Origin of the sequence: Mesorhizobium sp. M0048, from assembly GCF_040323405.1 — a bacterium.
Classification (GTDB): Bacteria; Pseudomonadota; Alphaproteobacteria; order Rhizobiales; family Rhizobiaceae; genus Mesorhizobium.
The window spans coordinates 69371-91125 of record NZ_JAMYUV010000008.1; the positions used below are offsets into that span (position 1 = coordinate 69371).

Annotated in this window: 20 protein-coding genes and 2 tRNA genes; 13 read left to right on the forward strand and 9 right to left on the reverse strand. The window is 62.1% G+C overall.

Annotated elements, in window-relative coordinates; all coding sequences use genetic code 11:
- Positions 1-68: 68 nt before the first annotated feature.
- The 8 genes from NKJ84_RS10910 to NKJ84_RS10945 all read left to right on the forward strand — a co-directional run bounded on the left by NKJ84_RS10910 (position 69) and on the right by NKJ84_RS10945 (position 7686).
- Positions 69-536: a peroxiredoxin gene (locus tag NKJ84_RS10910; protein ID WP_352506455.1), complete on the forward strand. Its 468-nt coding sequence runs from the start codon at positions 69-71 to the stop codon at positions 534-536.
- A gap of 138 nt (positions 537-674) precedes the next feature.
- On the forward strand, positions 675-1967 hold the full coding sequence (locus tag NKJ84_RS10915; protein WP_352506456.1) for a M23 family metallopeptidase: 1293 nt from the start codon (positions 675-677) through the stop codon (positions 1965-1967).
- A 133-nt stretch (positions 1968-2100) separates the two neighbouring features.
- Positions 2101-3267, forward strand: a complete 1167-nt coding sequence (locus tag NKJ84_RS10920; protein WP_352506457.1) for an ROK family transcriptional regulator — start codon at positions 2101-2103, stop codon at positions 3265-3267.
- Complete coding sequence (locus NKJ84_RS10925) at positions 3264-4028, forward strand: ATP-binding cassette domain-containing protein (RefSeq protein ID WP_254817614.1); 765 nt, start codon at positions 3264-3266, stop codon at positions 4026-4028. Before NKJ84_RS10920 ends, NKJ84_RS10925 begins: the two co-directional genes overlap by 4 nt.
- Before the next feature lie 39 nt (positions 4029-4067).
- Complete coding sequence (locus tag NKJ84_RS10930) at positions 4068-5108, forward strand: sugar ABC transporter substrate-binding protein (RefSeq protein WP_352506458.1); 1041 nt, start codon at positions 4068-4070, stop codon at positions 5106-5108.
- Between the two features lie 162 nt (positions 5109-5270).
- Positions 5271-6266, forward strand: coding sequence for an ABC transporter permease (locus NKJ84_RS10935; protein ID WP_254817612.1), 996 nt, complete (start codon positions 5271-5273; stop codon positions 6264-6266).
- On the forward strand, positions 6263-7033 hold the full coding sequence (locus NKJ84_RS10940; RefSeq protein ID WP_352506459.1) for an SDR family NAD(P)-dependent oxidoreductase: 771 nt from the start codon (positions 6263-6265) through the stop codon (positions 7031-7033). Before NKJ84_RS10935 ends, NKJ84_RS10940 begins: the two co-directional genes overlap by 4 nt.
- A complete protein-coding gene (locus NKJ84_RS10945) occupies positions 7030-7686 on the forward strand; it encodes a GNAT family N-acetyltransferase (RefSeq protein ID WP_352506460.1) in 657 nt (218 codons plus the stop codon). Before NKJ84_RS10940 ends, NKJ84_RS10945 begins: the two co-directional genes overlap by 4 nt.
- A gap of 201 nt (positions 7687-7887) precedes the next feature.
- Here the strand turns inward: NKJ84_RS10945 and NKJ84_RS10950 are convergent, their stop codons facing one another.
- Together NKJ84_RS10950 and NKJ84_RS10955 are read right to left on the reverse strand one after the other, a co-directional pair.
- Entirely contained in the window at positions 7888-8214 is a 327-nt protein-coding gene (locus tag NKJ84_RS10950) for a hypothetical protein (RefSeq protein WP_254817609.1), read from the reverse strand.
- Positions 8215-8951: 737 nt separating this feature from the next.
- Positions 8952-9027, reverse strand: a tRNA-Val gene (locus NKJ84_RS10955).
- A 217-nt stretch (positions 9028-9244) separates the two neighbouring features.
- Between NKJ84_RS10955 and NKJ84_RS10960 the strand changes: the two genes are divergently transcribed.
- Positions 9245-9321, forward strand: a tRNA-Asp gene (locus tag NKJ84_RS10960).
- A 234-nt stretch (positions 9322-9555) separates the two neighbouring features.
- Here the strand turns inward: NKJ84_RS10960 and rbsK are convergent.
- The 3 genes from rbsK to NKJ84_RS10975 are packed head-to-tail and all read right to left on the reverse strand — an operon-like array spanning position 9556 to position 12044.
- The gene (gene rbsK, locus NKJ84_RS10965; protein WP_352506461.1) at positions 9556-10497 is read right to left on the reverse strand and encodes a ribokinase; all 942 of its coding nucleotides are present in this window, start codon (positions 10495-10497) and stop codon (positions 9556-9558) included.
- Positions 10498-10501: 4 nt separating this feature from the next.
- Positions 10502-10954, reverse strand: coding sequence for an RbsD/FucU family protein (locus NKJ84_RS10970; RefSeq protein ID WP_023674665.1), 453 nt, complete (start codon positions 10952-10954; stop codon positions 10502-10504).
- A gap of 31 nt (positions 10955-10985) precedes the next feature.
- Entirely contained in the window at positions 10986-12044 is a 1059-nt protein-coding gene (locus NKJ84_RS10975) for an ABC transporter ATP-binding protein (RefSeq protein WP_352506462.1), read from the reverse strand.
- Between the two features lie 294 nt (positions 12045-12338).
- Here NKJ84_RS10975 and NKJ84_RS10980 point away from each other — a divergent pair, with 294 nt between their 5' ends.
- From NKJ84_RS10980 to NKJ84_RS10990, 3 genes are all read left to right on the forward strand, one after another.
- Positions 12339-14003: an ABC transporter substrate-binding protein gene (locus NKJ84_RS10980; RefSeq protein WP_352506463.1), complete on the forward strand. Its 1665-nt coding sequence runs from the start codon at positions 12339-12341 to the stop codon at positions 14001-14003.
- A gap of 128 nt (positions 14004-14131) precedes the next feature.
- Entirely contained in the window at positions 14132-15253 is a 1122-nt protein-coding gene (locus NKJ84_RS10985; protein ID WP_352506569.1) for a carbohydrate ABC transporter permease, read from the forward strand.
- 13 nt (positions 15254-15266) lie between these two features.
- Entirely contained in the window at positions 15267-16184 is a 918-nt protein-coding gene (locus NKJ84_RS10990; protein ID WP_352506464.1) for a carbohydrate ABC transporter permease, read from the forward strand.
- Between the two features lie 60 nt (positions 16185-16244).
- Here NKJ84_RS10990 and NKJ84_RS10995 read toward each other — a convergent pair whose 3' ends face one another.
- Together NKJ84_RS10995 and hxlB are read right to left on the reverse strand one after the other, a co-directional pair.
- Complete coding sequence (locus tag NKJ84_RS10995) at positions 16245-16988, reverse strand: creatininase family protein (protein WP_352506465.1); 744 nt, start codon at positions 16986-16988, stop codon at positions 16245-16247.
- Positions 16989-16993: 5 nt separating this feature from the next.
- Positions 16994-17560 carry a 6-phospho-3-hexuloisomerase gene (hxlB, locus tag NKJ84_RS11000; protein WP_352506466.1) on the reverse strand — a complete coding sequence of 189 codons (567 nt, stop codon included), beginning with the start codon at positions 17558-17560 and terminating at the stop codon, positions 16994-16996.
- A 180-nt stretch (positions 17561-17740) separates the two neighbouring features.
- Here hxlB and NKJ84_RS11005 point away from each other — a divergent pair, with 180 nt between their 5' ends.
- Positions 17741-18763, forward strand: a complete 1023-nt coding sequence (locus tag NKJ84_RS11005) for an aldo/keto reductase (RefSeq protein WP_352506467.1) — start codon at positions 17741-17743, stop codon at positions 18761-18763.
- A gap of 74 nt (positions 18764-18837) precedes the next feature.
- On the opposite strand, the gene NKJ84_RS11010 is transcribed toward NKJ84_RS11005, so the two are convergent.
- A complete protein-coding gene (locus NKJ84_RS11010) occupies positions 18838-19110 on the reverse strand; it encodes an HU family DNA-binding protein (protein WP_006201846.1) in 273 nt (90 codons plus the stop codon).
- A 196-nt stretch (positions 19111-19306) separates the two neighbouring features.
- Positions 19307-21718, reverse strand: a complete 2412-nt coding sequence (gene lon / locus NKJ84_RS11015) for an endopeptidase La (RefSeq protein WP_254817728.1) — start codon at positions 21716-21718, stop codon at positions 19307-19309.
- Between the last annotated feature and the right edge of the window lie 37 nt (positions 21719-21755).

Sequence of the window (21755 nt, forward strand, 5' to 3'; positions counted from 1 at the left end):
GTGGACGAATCCTCGCTCGACATTATATCGGTGCAGCCTGGCGCGTAACTTCAAACAAGGGCATCGGTATGGCTGACCTCGACGTGGGCGATGTTGCGCCGCAATTCGATCTTCCGCGCGACGGCGGCGGTTCACTCAGCCTCGCCGCATTGCTGGGAAAACCCATCGTACTCTATTTCTACCCACAGGACGACACCACAAGCTGCACCAACGAGGCGATCGGCTTTTCGCAGTTGAAGCCAGAGTTCGAAAAGGCCGGCGCTGTCGTCATCGGGCTCTCGCCGGACAGCGCCAAGAAACACGACAAATTCAAGGCGAAGTACGATCTGAGCGTCGATCTTGTCGCCGACGAAGAGCGCAAAGTGATCGAGGCTTACCATTTGTGGGTGGAAAAGAAGCTCTACGGCCGCACCTATATGGGCGTCGAGCGGGCGACGTTCCTGATCGGCCGCGACGGACGCATCGCCAGGATCTGGCGCAACGTCCGCGTCAAGGGGCACGCCGAAGAGGTGCTGAACGCGATTCGCGCTCTTTGAGAGCTGCGCCAGGCCGCCGCAATGCGATACCCGTTTTGCGCGAAGACCTTTGCCTGTCGTTCGATCCGGCAAAACTTTGTTAACCCTAATAATGTGTAATCAGGCTCGTCGTTGGTGTCGTAACGAAAGCTTGGTCCCGTGAACGTAGCCAGTCAGTCAGCGGTCTTCGGCAGACGCAAAGAGCCCCACACGGTCATCATCGCCCGGGGCGACCAGATAAGGCATTTCACCATACACCCGTGGCTTGCGGCATTTTGCGGCTCGGCGCTAGCGGCGATCGTCATTGGCTACCTGCTGGCGACCTCTTATCTGGTGCTGCGCGACGATCTGATCGGCGCCACGACGGCGCGGCAGGCGCGCATGCAGCAGGCCTACGAAGACCGCATCTCGGCACTGCGCAGCCAGGTCGATCGCATCACCAGCCGCCAGCTACTCGATCAGCAGCTGATGGAAACCAAGGTCAGCGAGCTGCTGGAACGGCAGAGCCAGCTCAGCCTGCGTCACGGCCGCCTCGGGCCGATCCTCGAACGAGCCGAAAACGAGGTCGCAACGCCGCCCGTGCCGACGGCAAAGCCGGACGAACATGCCGACGCGACCGGCAGCATCCAGCCGATGGGCTATTCCGTCGCCAGCCTTGCCGCCCCCCTTGCCGCTCCTGTGGGCGTTGACGACACCAGGCCGTTCTCACTGTGGTCGACCCGCGCCGATCCGCTGCCGAGCGAAAGCGCGGCCGACCGGGCGGACAAGCTCTTCGTTTCGATCAACAACTCGCTGAAGGCCATCGAGAGCCAGCAGCTCACCCGCATCGCCACACTTGCCGACAATGCCTACAAAAGCGCCGACGCGATCTCGCAGGCGCTTGAGGCCGCCGGCCTGCTCGTCGATAGCGAATTCGAAAAGAGCGACGTCGGTGGCCCGCTGATACCACTCGACAGCTCGTTGGTCTTCGACAGCAAGGTCAAGGAGTTGGACGAGGCTCTTGACGCGCTGGACCATCTTAAAAAGGAAGCGCGGCGGCTGCCGCTCGCCAACCCCGCGCCCGGCCATAGCGTCACCAGCCCGTTCGGCGTGCGCACCGATCCCATCCTCGGCACGGCCGCCTTGCATTCCGGCATGGATTTCAGGGCGCCGGTCGGTATGCCGGCCAAGGTCACGGCAGCCGGCGTGGTCGTCAAGGCCGGCTGGAACGGCGGCTACGGCCGCATGATTGAGGTCGACCACGGCAACGGTTTTGTGACGCGTTACGGGCATCTCAGCGAAATCGACGTCGCCGTCGGACAGAAGCTCGATGCCGGAGACATCATCGGCAAGACCGGCAACAGCGGCCGCTCAACCGGCCCGCATCTGCATTACGAGGTCCGCCACAACGGCGAGGCAATCGATCCGCTACGGTTTCTGGCCATCGGCAAGAAGGTCGAGCGGTACCTCTAGGGAGCCGGGCTGCTCCCTTCGGGCTCGGCATGACGCCAGGTTCGCTCCGCACGGGGTGTCAATTTTATTTTTGAATTCCATTTGACTGAATAAATCTTCGGTGCCAGTCTGACCTCTCTCGAGGGCGCAAGGCATGGCACTGCGGGGAACCAATCAGGAGTTCGGGCGGCCGTATAATCGGCGCATCGTGCTCGAATCCATCCGCCTTCACGGACCGATTGCCCGCGGCGACATTGCAAGACGCGTCGGGCTCACCGTGCAGACGGTGTCGACCATCGTTCGCGAGCTGGAAGAGCACGGTTACGTGTTGTCGCTGCGCGAAGAGCCCAAGGGGCGCGGCCTGCCACCGGCGACGCTGCGCATCAATCCGGAAGGCGGCTATGCCGTCGGCATCCACGTCACCCCGCTGGGCATCAATGCCGCCCTGATCAACCTAAGCGGCGATGTTATCGAGAGCACCTACCGCGAAGCCCCAAATGCAACGCCCGACCACGCTTTCGACCTGATCGGCGCCATGGTGCTCGAATTGACGGCATTGCGGCCCGGTGGCCGCGTTCTCGGCATCGGCATGGCGCTGCCCGGACCGTTCGGCGTGGAGTCCATGAGCTTTGTGGGGCCGACCACCATGACCGGCTGGAAGGATGTGGCGCTGCGCGAGCGGCTGGCCGCCTCAACCGGGCTGCCGGCCTTTTTCGAAACCGACATGGCGGCGGCGGCTATCGGCGAGCGCCTCTACGGCCTCGGGACGGCATATTCCGAATATTACTATCTCTATTTCGGTGTCGGCCTCGGCGGCGTCATGGTGCATGATGGGGCCGCATTGCGCGGCGCCTGGGGAAATGCCGGCGAGATCGGCCACATTCCTGCTGTGCCGGGCGGCGAGCCGTGCCCGTGCGGCAATCGCGGCTGCCTCGAACGGTATCTCTCGCTCGAGGCGCTGCGGCGCCGCAAAATCGCCGACGCCGAGTGGGTGAGCGAGATTGCGCCGATATTCCGCAACGCCGTCACCATCATCGAAAACCTGTTCGACCCCGAAACCATCATCCTCGGCGGGCTGGCGTCCACCGACCTGCTCGAAAGGCTTGCCGGCGCGGCCGCGCACCTGCCCAATTCGGTCTCGGCGCGAAGCGATCGCACGACGCCCCGCGTCAGCGTCGCACGCGGCGGCCAGCATGCGGTGTTGCGCGGCGCCGCCGCACTTGCCGTTTCGGGGGTGCTTTCGCCGCGCTTCGGCCAGATCTTCACCGCCGAACGCGAACGCGGTCGGGATCTCTTGCATAACAAGGGGATCGCGGCATGAGTGAACCGCTGCTGGTGCTCGACAACGTCGCCAAGAATTACGGCGCCATCGAAGCGCTGAAAGGCATCAGCTTTTCGATCGGCAAGGGCGAAGTGGTGGCGCTTCTGGGCGACAACGGCGCCGGCAAATCGACGCTGGTCAAGATCATTGCCGGCGGCCTCGAGCCGACCTCCGGCCGCATGCTGTTCGAAGGCAAGGAATTCCTGGCCAAATCTCCCGCCGAGGCCAAAGCCGCTGGGATCGAGACGGTCTACCAGGACCTGTCGCTTTGCACCAACGTCGACGTGGTCGCCAATTTCTTCATGGGCCGCGAGATCACCAGGAAGGTTCTCGGCATTCCGGTACTCGACGAGCGCGCGATGGAGCAGGTGGTACAAAGGGCACTGGCCAGCGCCGGCACCCGCATTCCCTCGCTTCGCACCAATGTCGAGCATCTTTCCGGCGGCCAGCGGCAGGCCATCGAGCTCAATCGGTTCGTGCATTTTGGCGGCAAGCTGGTGCTTCTCGACGAGCCGTTCGCGGCGCTCGGCGTCGAGCAGACGCGGCGCGGCCTCGACATGATCCGCCAGGTGGCGAGCCAGGGCATCGGCGTCGTCATCATCACCCATATCATGCAACAGGCCTTCCAGGTCGCCGACCGGATCGTGGTGATCCGGCAAGGTGTCGTGGCTGGCGACGTCGCACGCAACAAAACAAGTCCCGACGCGGTGATCAACATGATCACCGGAGAGACGCTCGCCGGTGCCGGACCGGCGAACTGAGGGACAAATGAGGGGTCCGGCGCAAGAGGAGCGAACGACATGAAGAAAATACTTCTTTCCGTCTTCGGTATCCTGGCACTGGCCTTTGCCACGCTCACGCCGGCATTCGCTCAGTCGAAGGGCACCGTCTACTACATGGTGCCGACATTGCTCGATGAGTTCCAGACCGGCTCGGTGAGCGCGCTGGAACTGTTCCTGAAGCAGGTCGGTTACGAGATGAAGACGCTGAACGCCGACAACAAGACCGACGCGCAGCAATCGCAGATGAACGACGTCATCGCGCTGAAGCCGGCGGCGATCATCCTTGCCGCCGTCGATTTCAATGCGCTGAAGCCGTCGGTCGAGGCGGCCCGTGCCGCCGGCATCCCGGTCGTCGAGTTCGACCGCCAGATAACCTCGACCCCGTCCGACTTCACCTCGGTGGCCGGAACCGTCGAGATCGGCTACGTCGCTGCCGATCAGGCGCAAAAGCTCCTGACCGCGAAGAACGGCTCGGTGAAGGGCAAGATCCTGCAGGTGCTCGGCGATCCGGGCGACCCCTACACGCTCGACATTCAGAAGGGTTTCGAGGAGAAGATGAAGGCGTTCCCGGACGTCAAGATCATCTCGCTGCCGGCCATGCAATGGGAGGCCAGTAACGCGGGCACCATCGTTGCCGACCAGATGCTCGCCAACCCCGACATCGACCTGATCTTCAGCCACGCCGCGCATCTTTCGGTCGCCGCCGTCGCCTCGCTCGAGGCCGCCGGCAAGAAACCGGGCGACGTCATGCTGATGAGCTCGAACGGCGCTCCGGTCGGCCTCGACCTGATCCGCAAGGGCTGGCTCAATGTCGAAGTCGAGCAGCCGCTCTACGCTCAGGCTGCGGCGGTCGCGATGTTCATGGACAAGGTGGTCAGCAAGCAGGAGATCAAGCCAGGCGAATATGATGTGCTTGGCCTGAAATCGACCCTGACCAAGGAAGCGTGGGGGCCGAACATCAAGATCCCCGGCGCTGCGATCACCAAGGAAAACGTCGATAACCCGGCCTTCTGGGGCAACATGAAGCCGCCGACCGAAACCATAAAGCCGGTCGAATAGCGAACTCACCAGAAGCTCCGGGCCATGCCGGCCCGGAGCCCAGCCCTGCAGCCACGGTGCGTTCGAACGGACGCGCACGGGAATGCTGCAGCAATTTGCAACCGCGCCTGATAGTCCGAAAACCGGGTGGTTTTTCGGGGTCGGCGCCAACCGGATCCTGAGATGAACCCCCGCACGCGCCAAACCCTCGAGTTCATCCTCGACAATCTCGTCTGGTTCATGCTGGTCTTCGTGCTGGTGGTCTTTTCCATCCTTATCCCGAACTATTTTCAGCTCGGCATCTTCGCCAACATCATCGAGGCGTCGAGCGTGCTCGGCGTCATGTCGATCGGCTTGGCGCTGGTCATCATCGCCGGCCATATGGACCTGTCTGTCGAATCGGTGGCGGCGCTCAGCGCCATGGCGGTCGGCATTCTGTTCTGCTCGTCGGGCATCGGCCTTGGCATCCAGTTGCAGCCGCAATGGCTGATGGTTCCGGTTTCGCTGCTCATCGCCCTTGCCGTCGGCGGCCTCATCGGCGTCATCAACGGCTACCTGGTGGTCAAGGTGAAGATGAGTGCCTTCATCATCACGCTGGCCTCCTACATCTGGGTGCGCGGCCTGGTGCTGGTCATTTCCGGCGGCCGCTCGGCACAGGACCTTGCGCCGGCAATCCGCTGGTTCGCCATCCAGCGCCTGGGCGGCCTGCCGCTGACCGCCTGGATCGCCATCGCCTGTTTCATCGTCTTCTCGCTGATCATGGCCAAGACGCCCTTCGGCCGGCACCTGGTCATGATCGGCGGCAACGAGACGGCGACCTTTCGCGCCGGCATCCGCGTCAACCGCAACCTGGTCATAGCCTTCGTTCTCGCCGGCGCCATTGCCGGTCTTGCTGGCTGGCTGCTGGCAATCCGCACCTCCGGTGCAACCGCCAATCTCGGCGTCGGCCTGTTGTTCAATGCCTTCGCCGCGGTCGTCATCGGCGGCGTCAGCCTGAAGGGCGGCGTCGGCACCTTGCCCGGCGTCTATGCCGGCGTGCTGCTGCTCTCGGCCATCAACACGGCGATCAATTTGATGGGCCTGCCGGCCAACTTCACCCAGGTGATCCACGGCCTTCTGGTGCTCGCCGCCGTGCTGCTCGACGCATTCAAGCAGACCATTCGCCAGAGGCTGGCATGACCGGCCGTCTGGAAGATAAGGTCGCGCTGATCGTCGGAAGCGCACGCGGGATCGGCAAGGCGATCGCACAGCGCTTTGCCGAGGAGGGCGCGAAGCTGGTCCTGGCCGATACCGAGGTTGAGGCCGGGCAAGCGACTGCGGACGAGCTTGGCGCCGCCTTCATTCGCACCGACATCTCGCAGATGGCCGATGCCGAGGCTGCTGTTGCACTGGCGCTCGACCGTCACGGCCGGCTCGACATCATGGTGCAGAATGCCGGAATCTATCCTTGGCAATTGCTGGAAAACACGAGTCCCGACGATTGGGATCGGGTCATGGCGGTGAACTTGCGTGGCAGCTTCATCGCCGCACGCGCGGCGCTGGTGCCGATGAAGGCACAGCATTTTGGCCGCATGCTGTTCACCTCCTCCATCACCGGCCCGCACGTCACCAGCCCCGGTCATGGCCACTATTCGGCGACCAAGGCCGGTATCAACGGCCTCATCCGTTCGGCGGCTCTCGAATTCTCGACGTACGGCATCACCGTGAACGGCGTCGAGCCCGGCAACATCCTCACCGAAGGCATAGAGCAGCATCGCGGTACGGCCTTCATCAAGAACATGGAAGACGCCATCCCGCTCGGCCGTCTCGGCAGCCCACGCGATGTGGCCAATGCCTTCCTGTTCCTAGCCTCAGATGACGCCGACTACATCACCGGCACGACCATCATCGTCGACGGCGGGCAGCTTTTGCCTGAGGGCAAGGATTTCCGGCTGCTGCCGCCATGATCCTCGATTTCGGCGGCGGTTTCTTCCTGCGCCGGGCGACCGCCGCCGATCATCCGGCACTTGCGATGATCTGTCTCAAGACCGGCGATGCCGGCAAGGAGGCCAGCTGCCGAGAGGACGACCCGGACCTGCTCGGCCTGCTCTACACCATTCCCTACCAGGCCCTCGAACCCGATCTGGCCTTTATTATCGATAGCCCGACAGGTGCGGCCGGCTATCTGCTTGGCGCAGCCGAAACAGCCGCTTTCAATGCCAGCCTGGCATCAGACTGGTACCCGGAGCTGCAGCGGCGCGTTGCAGCCCCGGGACCCGACAGCTCACGCTGGCGTGGCAGCGATTGGGCGCGGCACCGGGTCCATCATCCCGATTTCGCTGTTTCGCCTGCGCTGGCGGCCTACCCGTCGCATGGCCATATCGACCTGTTGCCGCAAGCGCGCGGGAAAGGCATCGGCAGGCGCGCGATGGCCTTCCTCGAGCAGCGCCTTGCCGCGAGCGGCTCGACCGGCATTCACCTCGAAGTCATGCCGGAGAACGATGGTGCGCTGAAGTTCTATAAGGCGATTGGATTTGAGGTGGTGCAGGACGCTGATTCATCGAAGCGTTGTGTTTATGTGGCGAAACTGATTGCTCACGCTCCGGCGAGTGCAGGCTGATCTGCGACAAGCCAATCGCCCAAGTTGCAAAGAACCGGGAGGCCGATGGAAGTACAATGCTGCCGTTCTGCAGCAGCCAGTTGCCCCGTGTGAACACCTTTGCCGCGGGAACGAAACCTTCCTCGGGTGGTCCACCGCAGACACGAAAGTTACCAGCATCAACACAGTGCGGGGCTAATTCGAGTGTTGGCGGAGCGGCTACTAGTTCACTGTGGGCGGCAGGGGAACATTCGCGACCGTTTCCCCGGCCACGATCGAGAACACATAAAGCAGATAGATCGCTAACACCAACAGCGCGAGGAATGAGCCGCTGGCCAAGATTCCCGCAATCGTGGCGCGGCGATACGGTTCGCCTTTTTCCTTCTTGAAGGTGTCTTCTGCGCTACGGGTTGTCTCCACAACCCGTTCGCCCGGAAGCCGGTTTCCTTCGGCCTCCTTAGATATCTTATCGGCGAGATCTCCTGCGATCACCGCATCATCCGGAAGATGACTCGCAAGCCATCCAGGAATATTTTCGCGCCCACCCATGCCCATGTGCAGTAAGATTTTAGCTTTCTTTTGTGCTCCCTTAAATTACTGTAAGCTTTAACTTTCGGCAATCGTTTGCCACCCAGGGAGCCAGCAGATCAGACTTAGGTCCCACGGGAAAGACAGTTCGATCAGACCAAAGTCCTACTGTCTATGCGCTCACCCCGGACCGCGAAGCGTTTGGGAGCGGAGATACCGCAACAATCACGAAACCGCCAGTTGCGTCGATTGCTGGTTTGTTTGCCGGGACAACTCAGTATCGAAGGGTCCATGTGCACTGCGGCGGGACCTTACCGTCGACCGACCACGTGCCTGTTAGCCAATCTCGATACCATCACTCTCGAGAGGCCTGCCCTGGCTCTGCGACGTCTTCAGCAGTGAATGTGACGCCTCGATCAGCCGACGCGATAGGGCGATCGTGTAGCGAAGCTCTTCAATCAGCGCGGTTCCGTGTTCAGTGGCCTGACGAGCACGTGCTACTTGGTTATTGTCGGGCTTCCGAGGGAATTCTTTCACGCTCCGACCTCCAAACCATGCCGACATTATCGCGAAGACCAGTGCCTGGCAACGAAGAAGCCCGCCGCCTCTTTCCGATGCGGCGGGGCGATCAAGGAGAAATGATAAGATGCCAGATAGTTGCGTCTACCAACCGCCAGTTGGACGATTCTCCGACGGTGCAGGCGTGTGAACCGGACATTGCAAAAAGACAATGCCTGAATGAACACGTCGATGGAAAGTGGTGGGCGATGACGGGCTCGAACCGCCGACATCTTCGGTGTAAACGAAGCGCTCTACCAACTGAGCTAATCGCCCGCTCCGGGCCGGACCTTTAAGCAGTTAGGACCGGCTTCGCAAGGCCAAATGAACGGCGAGTGGCTTGGCCGGGAGTCGGTTTCGGCAACAAAGTTCGGCTTGTCAAAAAACCTTCTCCTGTTTGCTGTTATGCTGTCCGGGTCCGCTTGACACCCGGTGGCTTACCCCTTATCCACCGCCCCAACGACGAACACGGCTGACACGTGCTCGTCCATGCGCGGGTGTAGCTCAGTTGGTTAGAGTGCCGGCCTGTCACGCCGGAGGTCGCGGGTTCGAGCCCCGTCACTCGCGCCATTTCTCCTTAGGGCCACGTGCCCTTGATGTCGGAGAAATGTCGACGTTGATTTGTCAAAAATCATCTTCTTTCGTGACCCAGTCCAGGTCCATTCCTTTCGAATTCTGGCATTGATCCTCATCCATCGACCTGCCCGCCTGTTTGTGGTCAAGCCAGAAGACAATAGCTTCTCGGACAGAGCCGGGTCTAACCCATTCGCTCCCGCTCACAGTCTCATCCCGCAGCGCCGGGCTTCACCCCTTGGCGAGCAGTGCCTCGACTTCCTGCAGCGTCGGCATGGACGGCGCGGTGCCCGGGCGCGTGACCGAGATGCCGGCGACGGCGCAGGCGAAGCGCACCGCCTGCAGGGGTTCGATCCCGCTCGACAGCGCGGCGGCCAGGCCGCCATTGAAGGCGTCGCCCGCCCCGGTGGTCTCGATGACCGGGCCGGCGGCGACCGCTGCGACATGCTCGGAACGGTCGGCCGTGTGCAGCAGCGCGCCCTTTTCGCCGAGCGTCACGACGACAGCGCCCACGCCCTTCTCAAGCAGGCTGTCGGCGGCACGGCGGGCATCGTCGATGGAGGACACCTTGATGCCGGTCAGTTCCTCGGCCTCAGTCTCGTTCGGCGTCACATAGTCGCAAAGTGTATAGATGCGGTCCGGAAGCTTGGCCGCCGGCGCCGGGTTGAGAATGGTGGTCACCCCTGCCCCGCGCGCGATCTCCAGCGCCCGCATCGCCGCCTCGATCGGCTGCTCAAGCTGGGTGACGAAGACGCCGGCCGCGCGGATCAGGCCGGCATTTGCCTCGATATCGGCGGGCGTGATCAGCATCGCCGCACCGGGGCTGACGATGATCGCGTTGTTGCCGCTCGTCTCCTCGATGAAGATATAGGCGGCACCGGTGTAGCTTTCCGGCGTGTCGATGACGGCGCTCTTCACTCCGGCCTGCGACCAGGTCTGTCTCGCCATATCGGCAAAGGGGTCAGCCCCGAGGCGGGTCAGGAAGGTGACATCGGCACCGAGCCGGCCGGCTGCCACCGCCTGGTTCGAGCCCTTGCCGCCGGGGCCGAGCGTGAAGGACGTGCCCAGGATCGTCTCGCCCATCCGCGGCTGGCGGGCGGCGCGGTAGGCCGTGTCGGCGACGAAGACGCCCAATATGACAACCGGCTTCATGACGATCGGTTTCGCCGGCATGCCCCTACTCCGCATCCGGTGGCACGACGCCCTTGCGGAAGGCAAAACAGCCATAGAAGCGGCGCTCGCCGGTCTGGATGACGCAATAGGCCTTCTTGGCGCGTTCGTAGAAGGCGTAGCGCTCGACCGAGATCATCGGCCAGGCCTTGCCCTCGGCGGCATCGATCTCTTTTTGCACTTCCTGCTGCACGGCGGGAATGTCGTCCGGCTTGCCGACGATCTCCATGCGCGCGGCCGCGTCGTCGACGAAGGTGTCCAGCGGATAGAGCGAAAGCACCGCCTTGACCACGTCGGCCGCCGACGCATCGATGCGCAGCAGCCGGCCAAGCACGGTCTGGCGCGCCACCGAATCGGACGGGAAATTGGTGTCGGCGATAATCAGATCGTCGCCGTGGCCCATCGCCCGCAGCGCCTGCAGCACATCGGCATTGAGCAGGGGATTGATTCCTTTGAGCATGGTATTCCTCGCGAAGTTTGCTGGGGCGAAATCAAAGACGCTTGCCGGTCTCTGCGTCGAAGAGATGCACCTGGTCGAGCCGCGGTTTCAGCTGCAGTGTGTCGCCCGGCTTGAAGTCGTGGCGCTCACGGAACAGCGCCACCATCTCGCCCTCGCCGAAGCGCAGGAACACCAACGTCTCGGAACCGGTCGGCTCGACCACCGAAATCTTCGCCGAAACACCATCTGGATGGATTTCGAGGTGCTCGGGCCGCACGCCGTAGACGACATTGCGGCCATCTTCCACGGCACTCTTGGCAGCAATCGGGAACGGCGTCCCGGCGATCTCGACGACGGGCTTGTCGCCCTTGCGCACGACGCCCTTGAGCAGGTTCATCGAGGGCGAGCCGATGAAGCCGGCGACAAACAGGTTGGCCGGCCGGTCGAACAATTCCAGCGGCGCGCCGACCTGCTCGATGCGACCGTCGCGCATCACCACGATCTTGTCGGCCATGGTCATGGCCTCGATCTGGTCGTGGGTGACGTAGATGGTGGTGGTCTTCAGTCGTTGGTGCAGTTCCTTTATCTCCGTGCGCATCTGGACACGCAGCTTGGCATCGAGATTGGAGAGCGGCTCGTCGAACAGGAACACCTGCGGGTTGCGCACGATGGCGCGGCCCATGGCGACGCGCTGGCGCTGGCCGCCCGAGAGCTGGCGCGGATAGCGCTTGAGGTAGGGATTGAGGTCGAGGATGTCGGCGGCCCGCTTGACCCGCTCAGTGACCACCGCCGGGTCGGTTTTGCGCAGCTTGAGAGCGAAGGCCATGTTCTGCTCGACCGTCTTGTGCGGATAGAGCGCGTAGTTCTGGAACACCATGGCAATGTCGCGCTTGGCCGGCGGCAAATGGTTGACGACGCGCTCGCCGATGGCGATGGTGCCGCCGGAGACCGTTTCCAGCCCCGCTACCATCCTCAGCAATGTGGACTTGCCGCAACCGGAAGGCCCGACCAGCACCACGAACTGCCCGTCGGCGATGTCGACGCTGACATCGTGCAGAACCTTGACGGTTCCGAACGCCTTGGCCACATTGCGGATCGCGACTTGAGCCATCATTCCCCCTTTGGTTGCCGTGAAGCTAAACAACGCAAACGGCGAGGGCAAGTCGGTCTCTTATAGATAAAAAACCCATTCACGTTGACACCGCACTTCGTTGTGCGAATAGTGACAGTGTCCGGCTTATGACCCTGTTCCGGGCGCACCGGTACGCTTGTCCGGGACTGAATGCCAAGCGTCGCGGGAGGGAGAATTCGGGCCGCTATTTACGGGAGTCGCTGTCGTTGGGGAACATAATCGGCGCTCCATCATCTGAACCAAATTCACGATTGACCTTCTGGGAGGAACGAGATGAAAGTCAGCCTTTATAACCAATTTGTCCGCGCCGGGGCCACCCGCCGCGACGTGCTGAAGGGAGCGGCCAGCATGGCCGCCCTCGCCGCGGCGTCTGGCGCCGGGCTTGGCGCCCTGACGCGCCCGGCCGCGGCCGCCGATGACCTGCGTGCGCAGATCCTGCAGATTCCGGGCGTCGGCAAGGGTCAGCCGACCGATGCCGATTTCCAGCAGGTCGGCGAGCTTTGCCTGGGAGCCACCAAGGCCAATGTCAAGGAAGGCGAATTCGCCGGCGTTGAACTCACCTTCATGGGCCTCAACAACCAGAACCTGCACAATGTGCTGTTTCGCGGCTTCCTGAAGCCGTGGGAGACCTATACCGGCGCCAAGATCAACTGGATCGACCTGGCGCAGGCTGACTACAATCCGCGTCTGCAGCAGGCGATCGCTACCAACACTATCGACTTCGACATTGTCGAAATGGGCGCACCGTTCGAAGGCGACGTCTGCGGCAAGGGCCTGACTTCGGAGATGCCCGACTGGGTCAGGACGCAGATCGACATGGACGACCTGGTGGCCTATCTGAAACCTCCCGTCGGCACATGGAACGGCAAGCAGTATCGTGTGACCGTCGACGGCGACGCGCATAACTTCAACTACCGCACCGATGTGTTCGCCGATGCCGATCTCGCCAAGGCGTGGAAGGATGGGGGCGGTGAAGGCGAATGGGGCGTGCCGAAGACCTGGCAGCAAGTGCAGGCGGTGACCAAGTTCCTCAAGGGCAAGCAGGTGAACGGCCAGGACGTCTATGGCTATCTCGATGCGCCCAAGCCCTGGGGCGGTTTCGGCTTCTACTTCCTCGGCAGCCGCGCCAGCGCTTACGCCAAACATCCCGACGACAAAGCTTGGCTATTCGATCCGGACACCATGAAACCGCGCGTCAACAACCCGGCCTGGGTCCGCGCGATCCAGGACGTGATCGATGCATTGCCTTCCGAACCGCAAGATCAGATCAATGCCGACCCGAACCAGACCTGTTTCTCTCAATTCCTCGGCGGCACCGGGTCGATGCTGGTTTGGTGGGGAGACGCTGGCTCGAACGTCAAAACCAACGACTCGTCGGTCGTAGGGGACGTCACCGGCTTCTCGATCCTGCCGGGCTCGGACGATGTCTACAACTCCAAGACCGGCCAGTGGGACAAGCTCGCCAGCGGCCCGAACCATGCGCCGAACTGCGCCTATCTCGGCTGGGGCGTCTACGTCATGGCGCGCGTCGACAGCGACGAAAAGAAGAAGAAGGCCGCCTGGTCCGCCGCCGCTCATCTCGGCGGCAAGGACCTGTCGCTCTGGTGCGCGGCCTATCCGTCGGGTTTCCAGCCCTACCGCAACTCGCATTTCAACATTCCGGAATGGGTGGCGGCGGGCTACGACGAAGCGTTCATAAGCTCATATCTCAAGTCGGAAGCCGAGAGCTACAACCATCCGAACGCGGCGATCGAGCCGCGTATCCCCGGCATCTTCCAGTACTACAGCGCCGCCGAGGACATTTTGGCCAACACCTTTGCCGGCAAGATGAAGGCGCAGGAAGGCGCCGACGCCATCGCAGCCGCTTGGGAGAAGATCACCGACCAGATTGGCCGCGACAACCAGATCAAGCTCTACAAGGCCTCGCTCGGCATGTAGGCTGAGATCGTGAAACTTGGTCCGGCAGCGCAAAGCCGCCGGACCTCCGCTTGACCGACTTGGCCTCGACCAGCTCGGCCGGTCATCGAGCCTCCTGTGAACGGGCAAGACGCGTGGCTGACCGGACCCTGGCTGACCAGACTTTGTCGACAAGTGAATGGCCGGCAGGCGCCGTGCCATCCGACCTGATCCCACGGAGCCGCAAACGGCTTGGCTGGGCGCTGATGGCTGCTGCAACGCTCGGCCTTCTGGCGGTGATCGCGCTGCAGATCCTTTACAAGAGCGATGTCGACGCTATCGGCTTCGAGAGCTGGCGGCCGGTGGTCTACGCCTATGTGCTGTGGGGTGTCGCACTCGGCATCGGCCAGGTGCTGACGCGCGGCGAGGACGGCCAGCGCGCGCTGTTCCTGCTGCCGGCGCTGCTGTTCACCATTGCCATGGTGATCTTCCCGACCCTGTTCGGCTTCTACATCGCGCTGACCGATTGGAACCTCAGTTCTTTCAGCGGCCGGAAGTTCAACGGGCTCGACAATTTCTGGCAGATGCTGAACGATGCCTATTATCGCAACGCGCTGTTCAACATGGTGCTCTACGTGCTGGCGGTGTTGGTCGAATATGTGATCGCCTTCGGCCTGGCGCTGCTGCTCAACGCGCAGATCCGGGCGCGAAAATTCTTCCGCGTCGTCTTCCTGCTGCCGCTGATGCTGTCGCCGGTGGCGGTGTCGTGGATGATCGGCAAGTCGTTGATGGAATACCGCTTCGGGCCGGCCGCCACGCTGGCGCGGCATCTCGGCTGGGAAAACCCGGCCTTCTTCTCCAACCCGATCACCGCCCGCATCTCGATCATGGTGCTCGACGCCTGGACCTTCATCCCGTTCATGATGATCATGCTGCTCGCCGGCCTGCAGGCGATGTCGCGCGAAGTGCTCGAGGCGGCGCGTGTCGATGGCGCCAACCCATGGCAGACCTTCTGGCAGGTCACCTTCCCGCTGATGCTGCCGGTCTCGGTGACGGCAGTCATCCTGCGCATCATCTTCAAGCTGAAGCTCGCCGATATCATCATCACCGTCACCTCTGGCGGCCCGGGCGGCGCGACCGATTCAGTGTCGAGCTTCATCTACCGCGAATATCGCGATCGATCGAATGTCGGCTACGGCACGATGCTGGCGATGGCCTATTTGATCATCATCATCGTGTTCGTGACCTGGCTGCTGAAATTCGCCAGCCGCTTCGTGCGCAACGTCAACTGATCGGGCCGGCAAGATGAGCGTTCAGACCACGGACTATGCCGCTTCCGAAATTCGTTCGCCGGCGAGCTTCGTCGCCAACCGCGTCTTCATCTACGGCGCGCTCATCTTCTGGGCCTTCATCTGTCTGTTCCCGATCTATTGGACGATAACCACTTCGTTCAAGACCGCGGTGGACGTCACCCAGGGCCATCTGATTCCGTTCGTCGACTTCCAGCCCGACTGGAAAGGCTGGCGGTCACTCGGCCTCTCTCCGGACTCGATCCTTCGGACGTCGACGGTTCGCGACGAATTTATCAAGCGCTTCATGAATTCGGTCATCACTTCGGTCGGCGCCTCGAGCCTGGCGATCGTCATTGGCAGCCTCGCCGCTTACGGGCTGACCCGCTATCGTTACAAGTTCGCCTGGTTCAGGAACGAGGACATCTCCTTCTTCTTCCTGTCGCAGCTGATCCTGCCGCCGGTGGTACTGGCCTTGCCCTTTCTCGTGCTCTACCGGGAAGTCGGCCTGCTCGACACACGCATCGGGCTGATCCTGCTCTATACGCTGATGGTGCTGCCGATCGTCATCTGGATCATGCGCGACCAGTTCAATTCCATTCCCGTAGAACTGGAGGAGGCAGCACTCGTCGACGGCCTGTCGATCTGGGGCGCTTTCTTGCGCATCGTCATGCCGATCGCGCTGCCGGGCATGGTCGCGGCCTTCATCCTTGCAATGGTGCTGTGCTGGAACGAGTATTTCTTCGCCGCGCTTCTGACCTCGACCGACGCCAAAACCATCCCTGTCATGGTGGCGAGCCAGACCGGCTCACAAGGCATCAACTGGTGGTCGATGGCAGCGCTCGCCACCGCGGCCATCACACCGCTCGCCGTTATCGGCATCGCGCTCGAGCGTTACCTGATCATGGGCATGACGGCGGGCGCGGTGAAATAACTGCGCCAGCCTTCCCTTCTTCCACAACAAGGGAATAACAAGGGAAGAGGGAAAACCGCGCTAACCCGAAAGGGTTGCCCGCAAATGATCGAGGATCATGGCGATCCCTTTTTGCCCCAATTCGGCCGAGGCTTCGGAAGCACTTGCCGTGTACCAGCCGGTGTTGTCGGCGAAGCGGTCGGCATCGACCGCTTCCGGGCACAACGCCAGCATCAGCGACGTCTCGCCGATGCCGGCATGGTCAAACGGGTATTGGGTGTGCATTGAAGCCGGCATCAGCGGATGCACCTGCACCCAGTTGAAGAAATTGCTGCCCTCGGCGTGCTCGGCATAATAGTTGGCCATCGCCGCAGAGCCCCACCAGCCTTCGCCACGTTCTTTCTCCAGGAAGCGGAAGATCGCCTGCCGGCCGGCGGCCTTGAAGGCGAGATCGGTTGGCATGCCGGCAGCAAAATTTTCGGTCTGGTGGTGAATGATGGCGTGGATGTTGCGGAAGCCGATACGCAGCAGGCTGTAGAACAATTCTTCCGCAAATGGCGCCAGCACATTGCCGCCGACCTGCACCGAACCACTGCCCTCCGGTGCTGCAACCGCATAGCTCGCCGCGCCGTAATAGAAGGGCGGCAGAATGACGATCTCGGCTTCTTTTTCGAACAGTTCCAGGCTCTTGATCACCGCCAGCGTGTCCATGCCGACGGCCATGTGCTCGCCATGGTATTCAAGCACACCGAGCGGCAACACGACCGGCCGGTTCTCGACAATCGCCTTGCGGATCTGGTGCGGCAGCATCAATTCGTACCGCATGACAACTACTCCATATTGGTGTGGCGGGCGCGCATCGCTTCAGGCGAGACGCCGGTCAGGTCCCGGAGCTTCAGCACCATCACTTCGAAGAGAACGAACAGCGCGCCTTCGAAGACCGAGCCCATCGGCAGCACGGACGTCTTTTCCGGCCCCTGGTCGTCGGCCATGGTCTGAGCCGGGATAAGCAGTGTGAAGTCGGCCAGCTTCGCGGCAGTGCTGTGGGATTGCGCGGTGAGCAGCAGGACTGTGGCACCGGCCTCGCGCGCGACCCGCATCAAGGTCAGCACCGTCGAGGTCTCGCCCGGGCCGGAACTGGCGAGGAAGACATCGCCCGCGCCCAGGGGCGGCGTGGTCATATCGCCGACAACCGAAACCGGCAGACCGAGGTGATAGAGCCGCATGGCAAAACCCTTGACCTGCAGCGCCTCGCGGCCGCACCCATAGGTGACGATCTTTCTCGCGCCCGCCAAGATGGCGCAAGCGGCGTCGATGCGGCTTTCGTCGATACGTTCCAGCACGGTACCAAGCTCGCTCAGCGCAATCCCAAACAGGTTTTCGCCGGCGTCCCTCATGACTGCACCAGCTTGCAGTTGCCGGAGAACCACTTGAATATGTCAGTCACATCTGCCCCGAACAGCTTGTTTTCATTCATGCTATCACCGCGAAAATCGGTGTCCAACGACACGCAGTGCTTTTGATGTGCCACAGCCGTGATAGTGTCACGGCAAATCGCAAATGAGGAACAACAGTATATGAAGACACGGCATTTCGACCGCATCGGCAATGGCGGCATCACCTTCACCGAGCTCGGCTTCGGCACCGCGCCGCTCGGCAATCTCTACCGCGCCGTCTCCGACGAGGACGCCAATGCCACGCTGGAGGCGGCATGGCGGGTCGGCTGCCGCTACTTCGACACCGCGCCGCTTTATGGGCTAGGCCTAGCCGAAACGCGGCTCAATCCGTTCCTGCGTTCGAAGAAGCGCGACGACTACGTGCTGTCCAGCAAAGTCGGACGCATCATGCGCGCCTGTCCGCCGGATCAGCGCACCGGCATCGGCAAATTCTTCGACACCCCTTCGCGCCGCGAGGTCTACGACTATAGCTATGACGGTATCATGCGCTCCTTCGAGGCCTCGCTGGAACGGCTCGGTGTCGACCGCATCGACATCCTCTTCGTGCACGATGTCGACGTCTTCACGCATGGCAGCAAGGAAGCCTCGGACCAGCGCATCCAGGAATTCATGAGCTCCGGCTACTATGGATTGCTGGCATTGCGCGACCAGGGCGTGATCAAGGCGTTCGGCGGCGGCATCAACGAGTGGCAGGTTGCCCAGACGCTGGCCGAGCGCGGCGATTTCGATCTGTTCCTGCTTGCCGGGCGCTACACGCTGCTGGAGCAGGAGGCGCTGCAGTCTTTCCTGCCGCTATGCCAGCAACGCGGCATCGGCATCGTTCTCGGCGGGCCTTACAATTCCGGCATCCTGGCAACCGGGCCGAAGCCCGGCGCCTACTACAACTATTCGAAGGCGCCGCAGGACATCATCGACCGCGTCACCCGTATCGAGGCCGTCTGCAAGCGCCACGGCGCGCGCCTGATCGAGGCGGCGCTGCAGTTCCCGCTGCTGCATCCTTCCGTCGTCTCGGTAATCCCCGGCGGCCAGTGGCCTGGCGAAGTCGAAAGCAATCGCTCGCTGCTCGACGCGAAGCTGCCATCGGCGCTGTGGGCCGATCTCAAGAAAGAAGGCTTGATGCGCACGGACGCGCCGACGGCGTAGCGCCGTCCTTTCCAACAGAAAAGAAAAACCGGATATGCCGGTTCTTCTTTTCTCTGAAAGACTTAAGGAGGCGCTTAGTTGACCGCGTCCTTGAGGCCCTTGCCGGCCGAGAACTTCGGCACGGTGCGCGCCGGGATCTTCACTTCCGCACCGGTCTGCGGATTGCGGCCGGTCGACGCGGCGCGTTTTGACACGGTGAAATTTCCGAAGCCGACAAGCCGGACATCGCCGCCCTTTTTCAGTTCGCCGGTGATGACGGAAAACACCGCATCAACCGCCGACTGCGCGTCACCCTTCGAAATACTCGCGGCATCGGCGACAGCGGATACCAGTTCGTTCTTGTTCATAAAAATTCCCTTCCATGAGAAAACCGGAACACTCGACTCATCCGGCAGGAAACGGACTTTAGAAAGAAGCGCCCCGGCAACCAAGTCGAAAAGCGCCAAGAAAGTTGAAAAAAGCCCGGAAATCTGCGGTTCTTCACATGAAAAAGCCGGGCTCAAGGCCCGGCTCTCTCTTTGTGCATTGCAACTTTAGCAAGCGCTAATGCGCCAGCGATTTACCAGCTTCGTCTGCGACATCGACCACGGCCGGCGCATTAACGGGTTCGACCCACTGGATCGGTTCCGGCATGCGCACCAGCGCATGGCGCAACACTTCACCGACGCGTGAGACCGGAATGATTTCCATGCCGCTCTTCACGTTTTCCGGAATCTCCGCCAGATCCTTGGCGTTCTCTTCCGGGATCAGCACCTTCTTGATGCCGCCGCGCAGTGCGGCAAGCAGCTTTTCCTTAAGGCCGCCGATCGGCAGCACCCTTCCGCGCAGCGTGATCTCGCCGGTCATCGCCACATCGGCCCTGACCGGGATACCGGTCAGCACCGAAACGATTGCCGTCGCCATCGCCACGCCAGCCGACGGTCCGTCCTTCGGGGTTGCGCCCTCCGGCACGTGGACGTGGATATCGCGCTTATCGAACAGCGGCGGCTCGACGCCGAAATCGATGGCCCGCGAGCGGACGTAAGAGGCCGCCGCCGAGATCGATTCCTTCATCACATCGCGCAGATTGCCGGTCACGGTCATGCGCCCCTTGCCGGGCATCATGACGCCTTCCACCGTCAACAGCTCGCCGCCGACTTCCGTCCAGGCGAGCCCGGTGACCACGCCGACCTGATCGTCGCTCTCGACCTGGCCGAAGCGGAAGCGCGGAACACCAAGGTAATCGGCAAGATTGTCCGCCGTGATGTTGATCGTCTTCTTCTTCGTCTTCAGGATCTCGGTCACCGCCTTGCGCCCGAGCTTCATCAGCTCGCGCTCCAGGCTCCTGACGCCCGCTTCACGGGTGTAGGTCTGGATGATGCCGCGGATCGCGTCCTCGCCGACGGAGAACTCCTTCGGCTGCAATGCGTGGTCGCGGATCACCTTGGGCATCAGGTGACGCTTGGCGATTTCGATCTTCTCGTCCTCGGTGTAACCGGCGATACGGATGATCTCCATGCGGTCCATCAAGGGCGCAGGGATGTTCAGCGTGTTCGCCGTCGTCACGAACATCACGCTCGACAGGTCGTATTCGACCTCGAGGTAATGGTCCATGAACGTCGAGTTCTGCTCGGGATCGAGCACCTCGAGCAAAGCCGATGACGGATCGCCGCGGAAATCCTGGCCCATCTTGTCGATCTCGTCGAGCAGGAAGAGCGGATTGGATTTCTTCGCCTTCTTCATCGACTGGATGACCTTGCCGGGCATCGAGCCGATGTAGGTGCGCCGGTGACCGCGGATCTCGGCCTCGTCGCGCACGCCGCCCAGCGCCATGCGGATGAACTCGCGACCGGTCGCCTTGGCGATCGACTTGCCGAGCGAGGTCTTGCCGACACCGGGAGGTCCGACGAGGCACAGGATCGGCCCCTTCAGCTTCTTCTGGCGGCTCTGCACGGCGAGGTATTCGACGATGCGGTCCTTGACCTTGTCGAGGCCGAAATGATCCGTATCGAGCACGTTCTGGGCAAAGGCCAGATCCTGCTTGACCTTGGAGTTCCTGCCCCATGGGATCGACAGCAGCCAGTCGAGATAGTTGCGCACCACGGTCGATTCAGCCGACATCGGCGACATCGTCCGCAGCTTCTTCAGTTCGGCTTCCGCCTTTTCGCGGGCCTCCTTGGAAAGCTTGGTCTTCTTGATACGCGCCTCGATCTCGGCGGCCTCGTCGCGGCCGTCCTCGCCCTCGCCGAGCTCCTTCTGGATCGCCTTCATCTGCTCGTTGAGGTAGTATTCGCGCTGTGTCTTCTCCATCTGGCGCTTGACGCGCGAGCGGATGCGCTTCTCGACCTGCAGCACCGAGATTTCGGCTTCCATGAAGCCCATCGCCTTTTCCAGCCGTTCCTTGACGGACAGCGTGGCAAGCATCTCCTGCTTCTCGGGGATCTTGATGGCAAGATGCGAAGCGACCGTGTCGGCGAGCTTGGAATAGTCGTCGATCTGGCTGGCGGCACCCACCACTTCGGGCGAGATCTTCTTGTTCAGCTTGACGTAGTTCTCGAAGTCGGTGACCACGGAACGCGCCAGCGCCTCGACCTCGACCTCTTCCTCATCCGGTTCGACCAGCGCCGCAGCACGGGCTTCATGGAAGTCGGGACGGTCGGTGAACGCGACGATTTTCGCACGCGAGGCACCTTCGACCAGCACCTTCACGGTGCCGTCCGGCAGTTTCAGCAATTGCAGCACATTGGCGAGCGTGCCGATGTCAAAGATGGCATCGGGCTCCGGATCGTCGTCGGCGGCATTCATCTGGGTCGCGAGCAGGATCTGCCTTTCCTGACCCATCACTTCTTCCAGCGCCTTGATCGACTTTTCACGCCCGACAAAGAGCGGAACGATCATGTGCGGGAACACCACGATGTCGCGCAGTGGGAGGACTGCGAAGACGCCGTCGCTGGGAGCCTTGGATAATTTGGCCATTGTCCAACCTTTCATGTCGCGGCCGCCAATCGGCCAA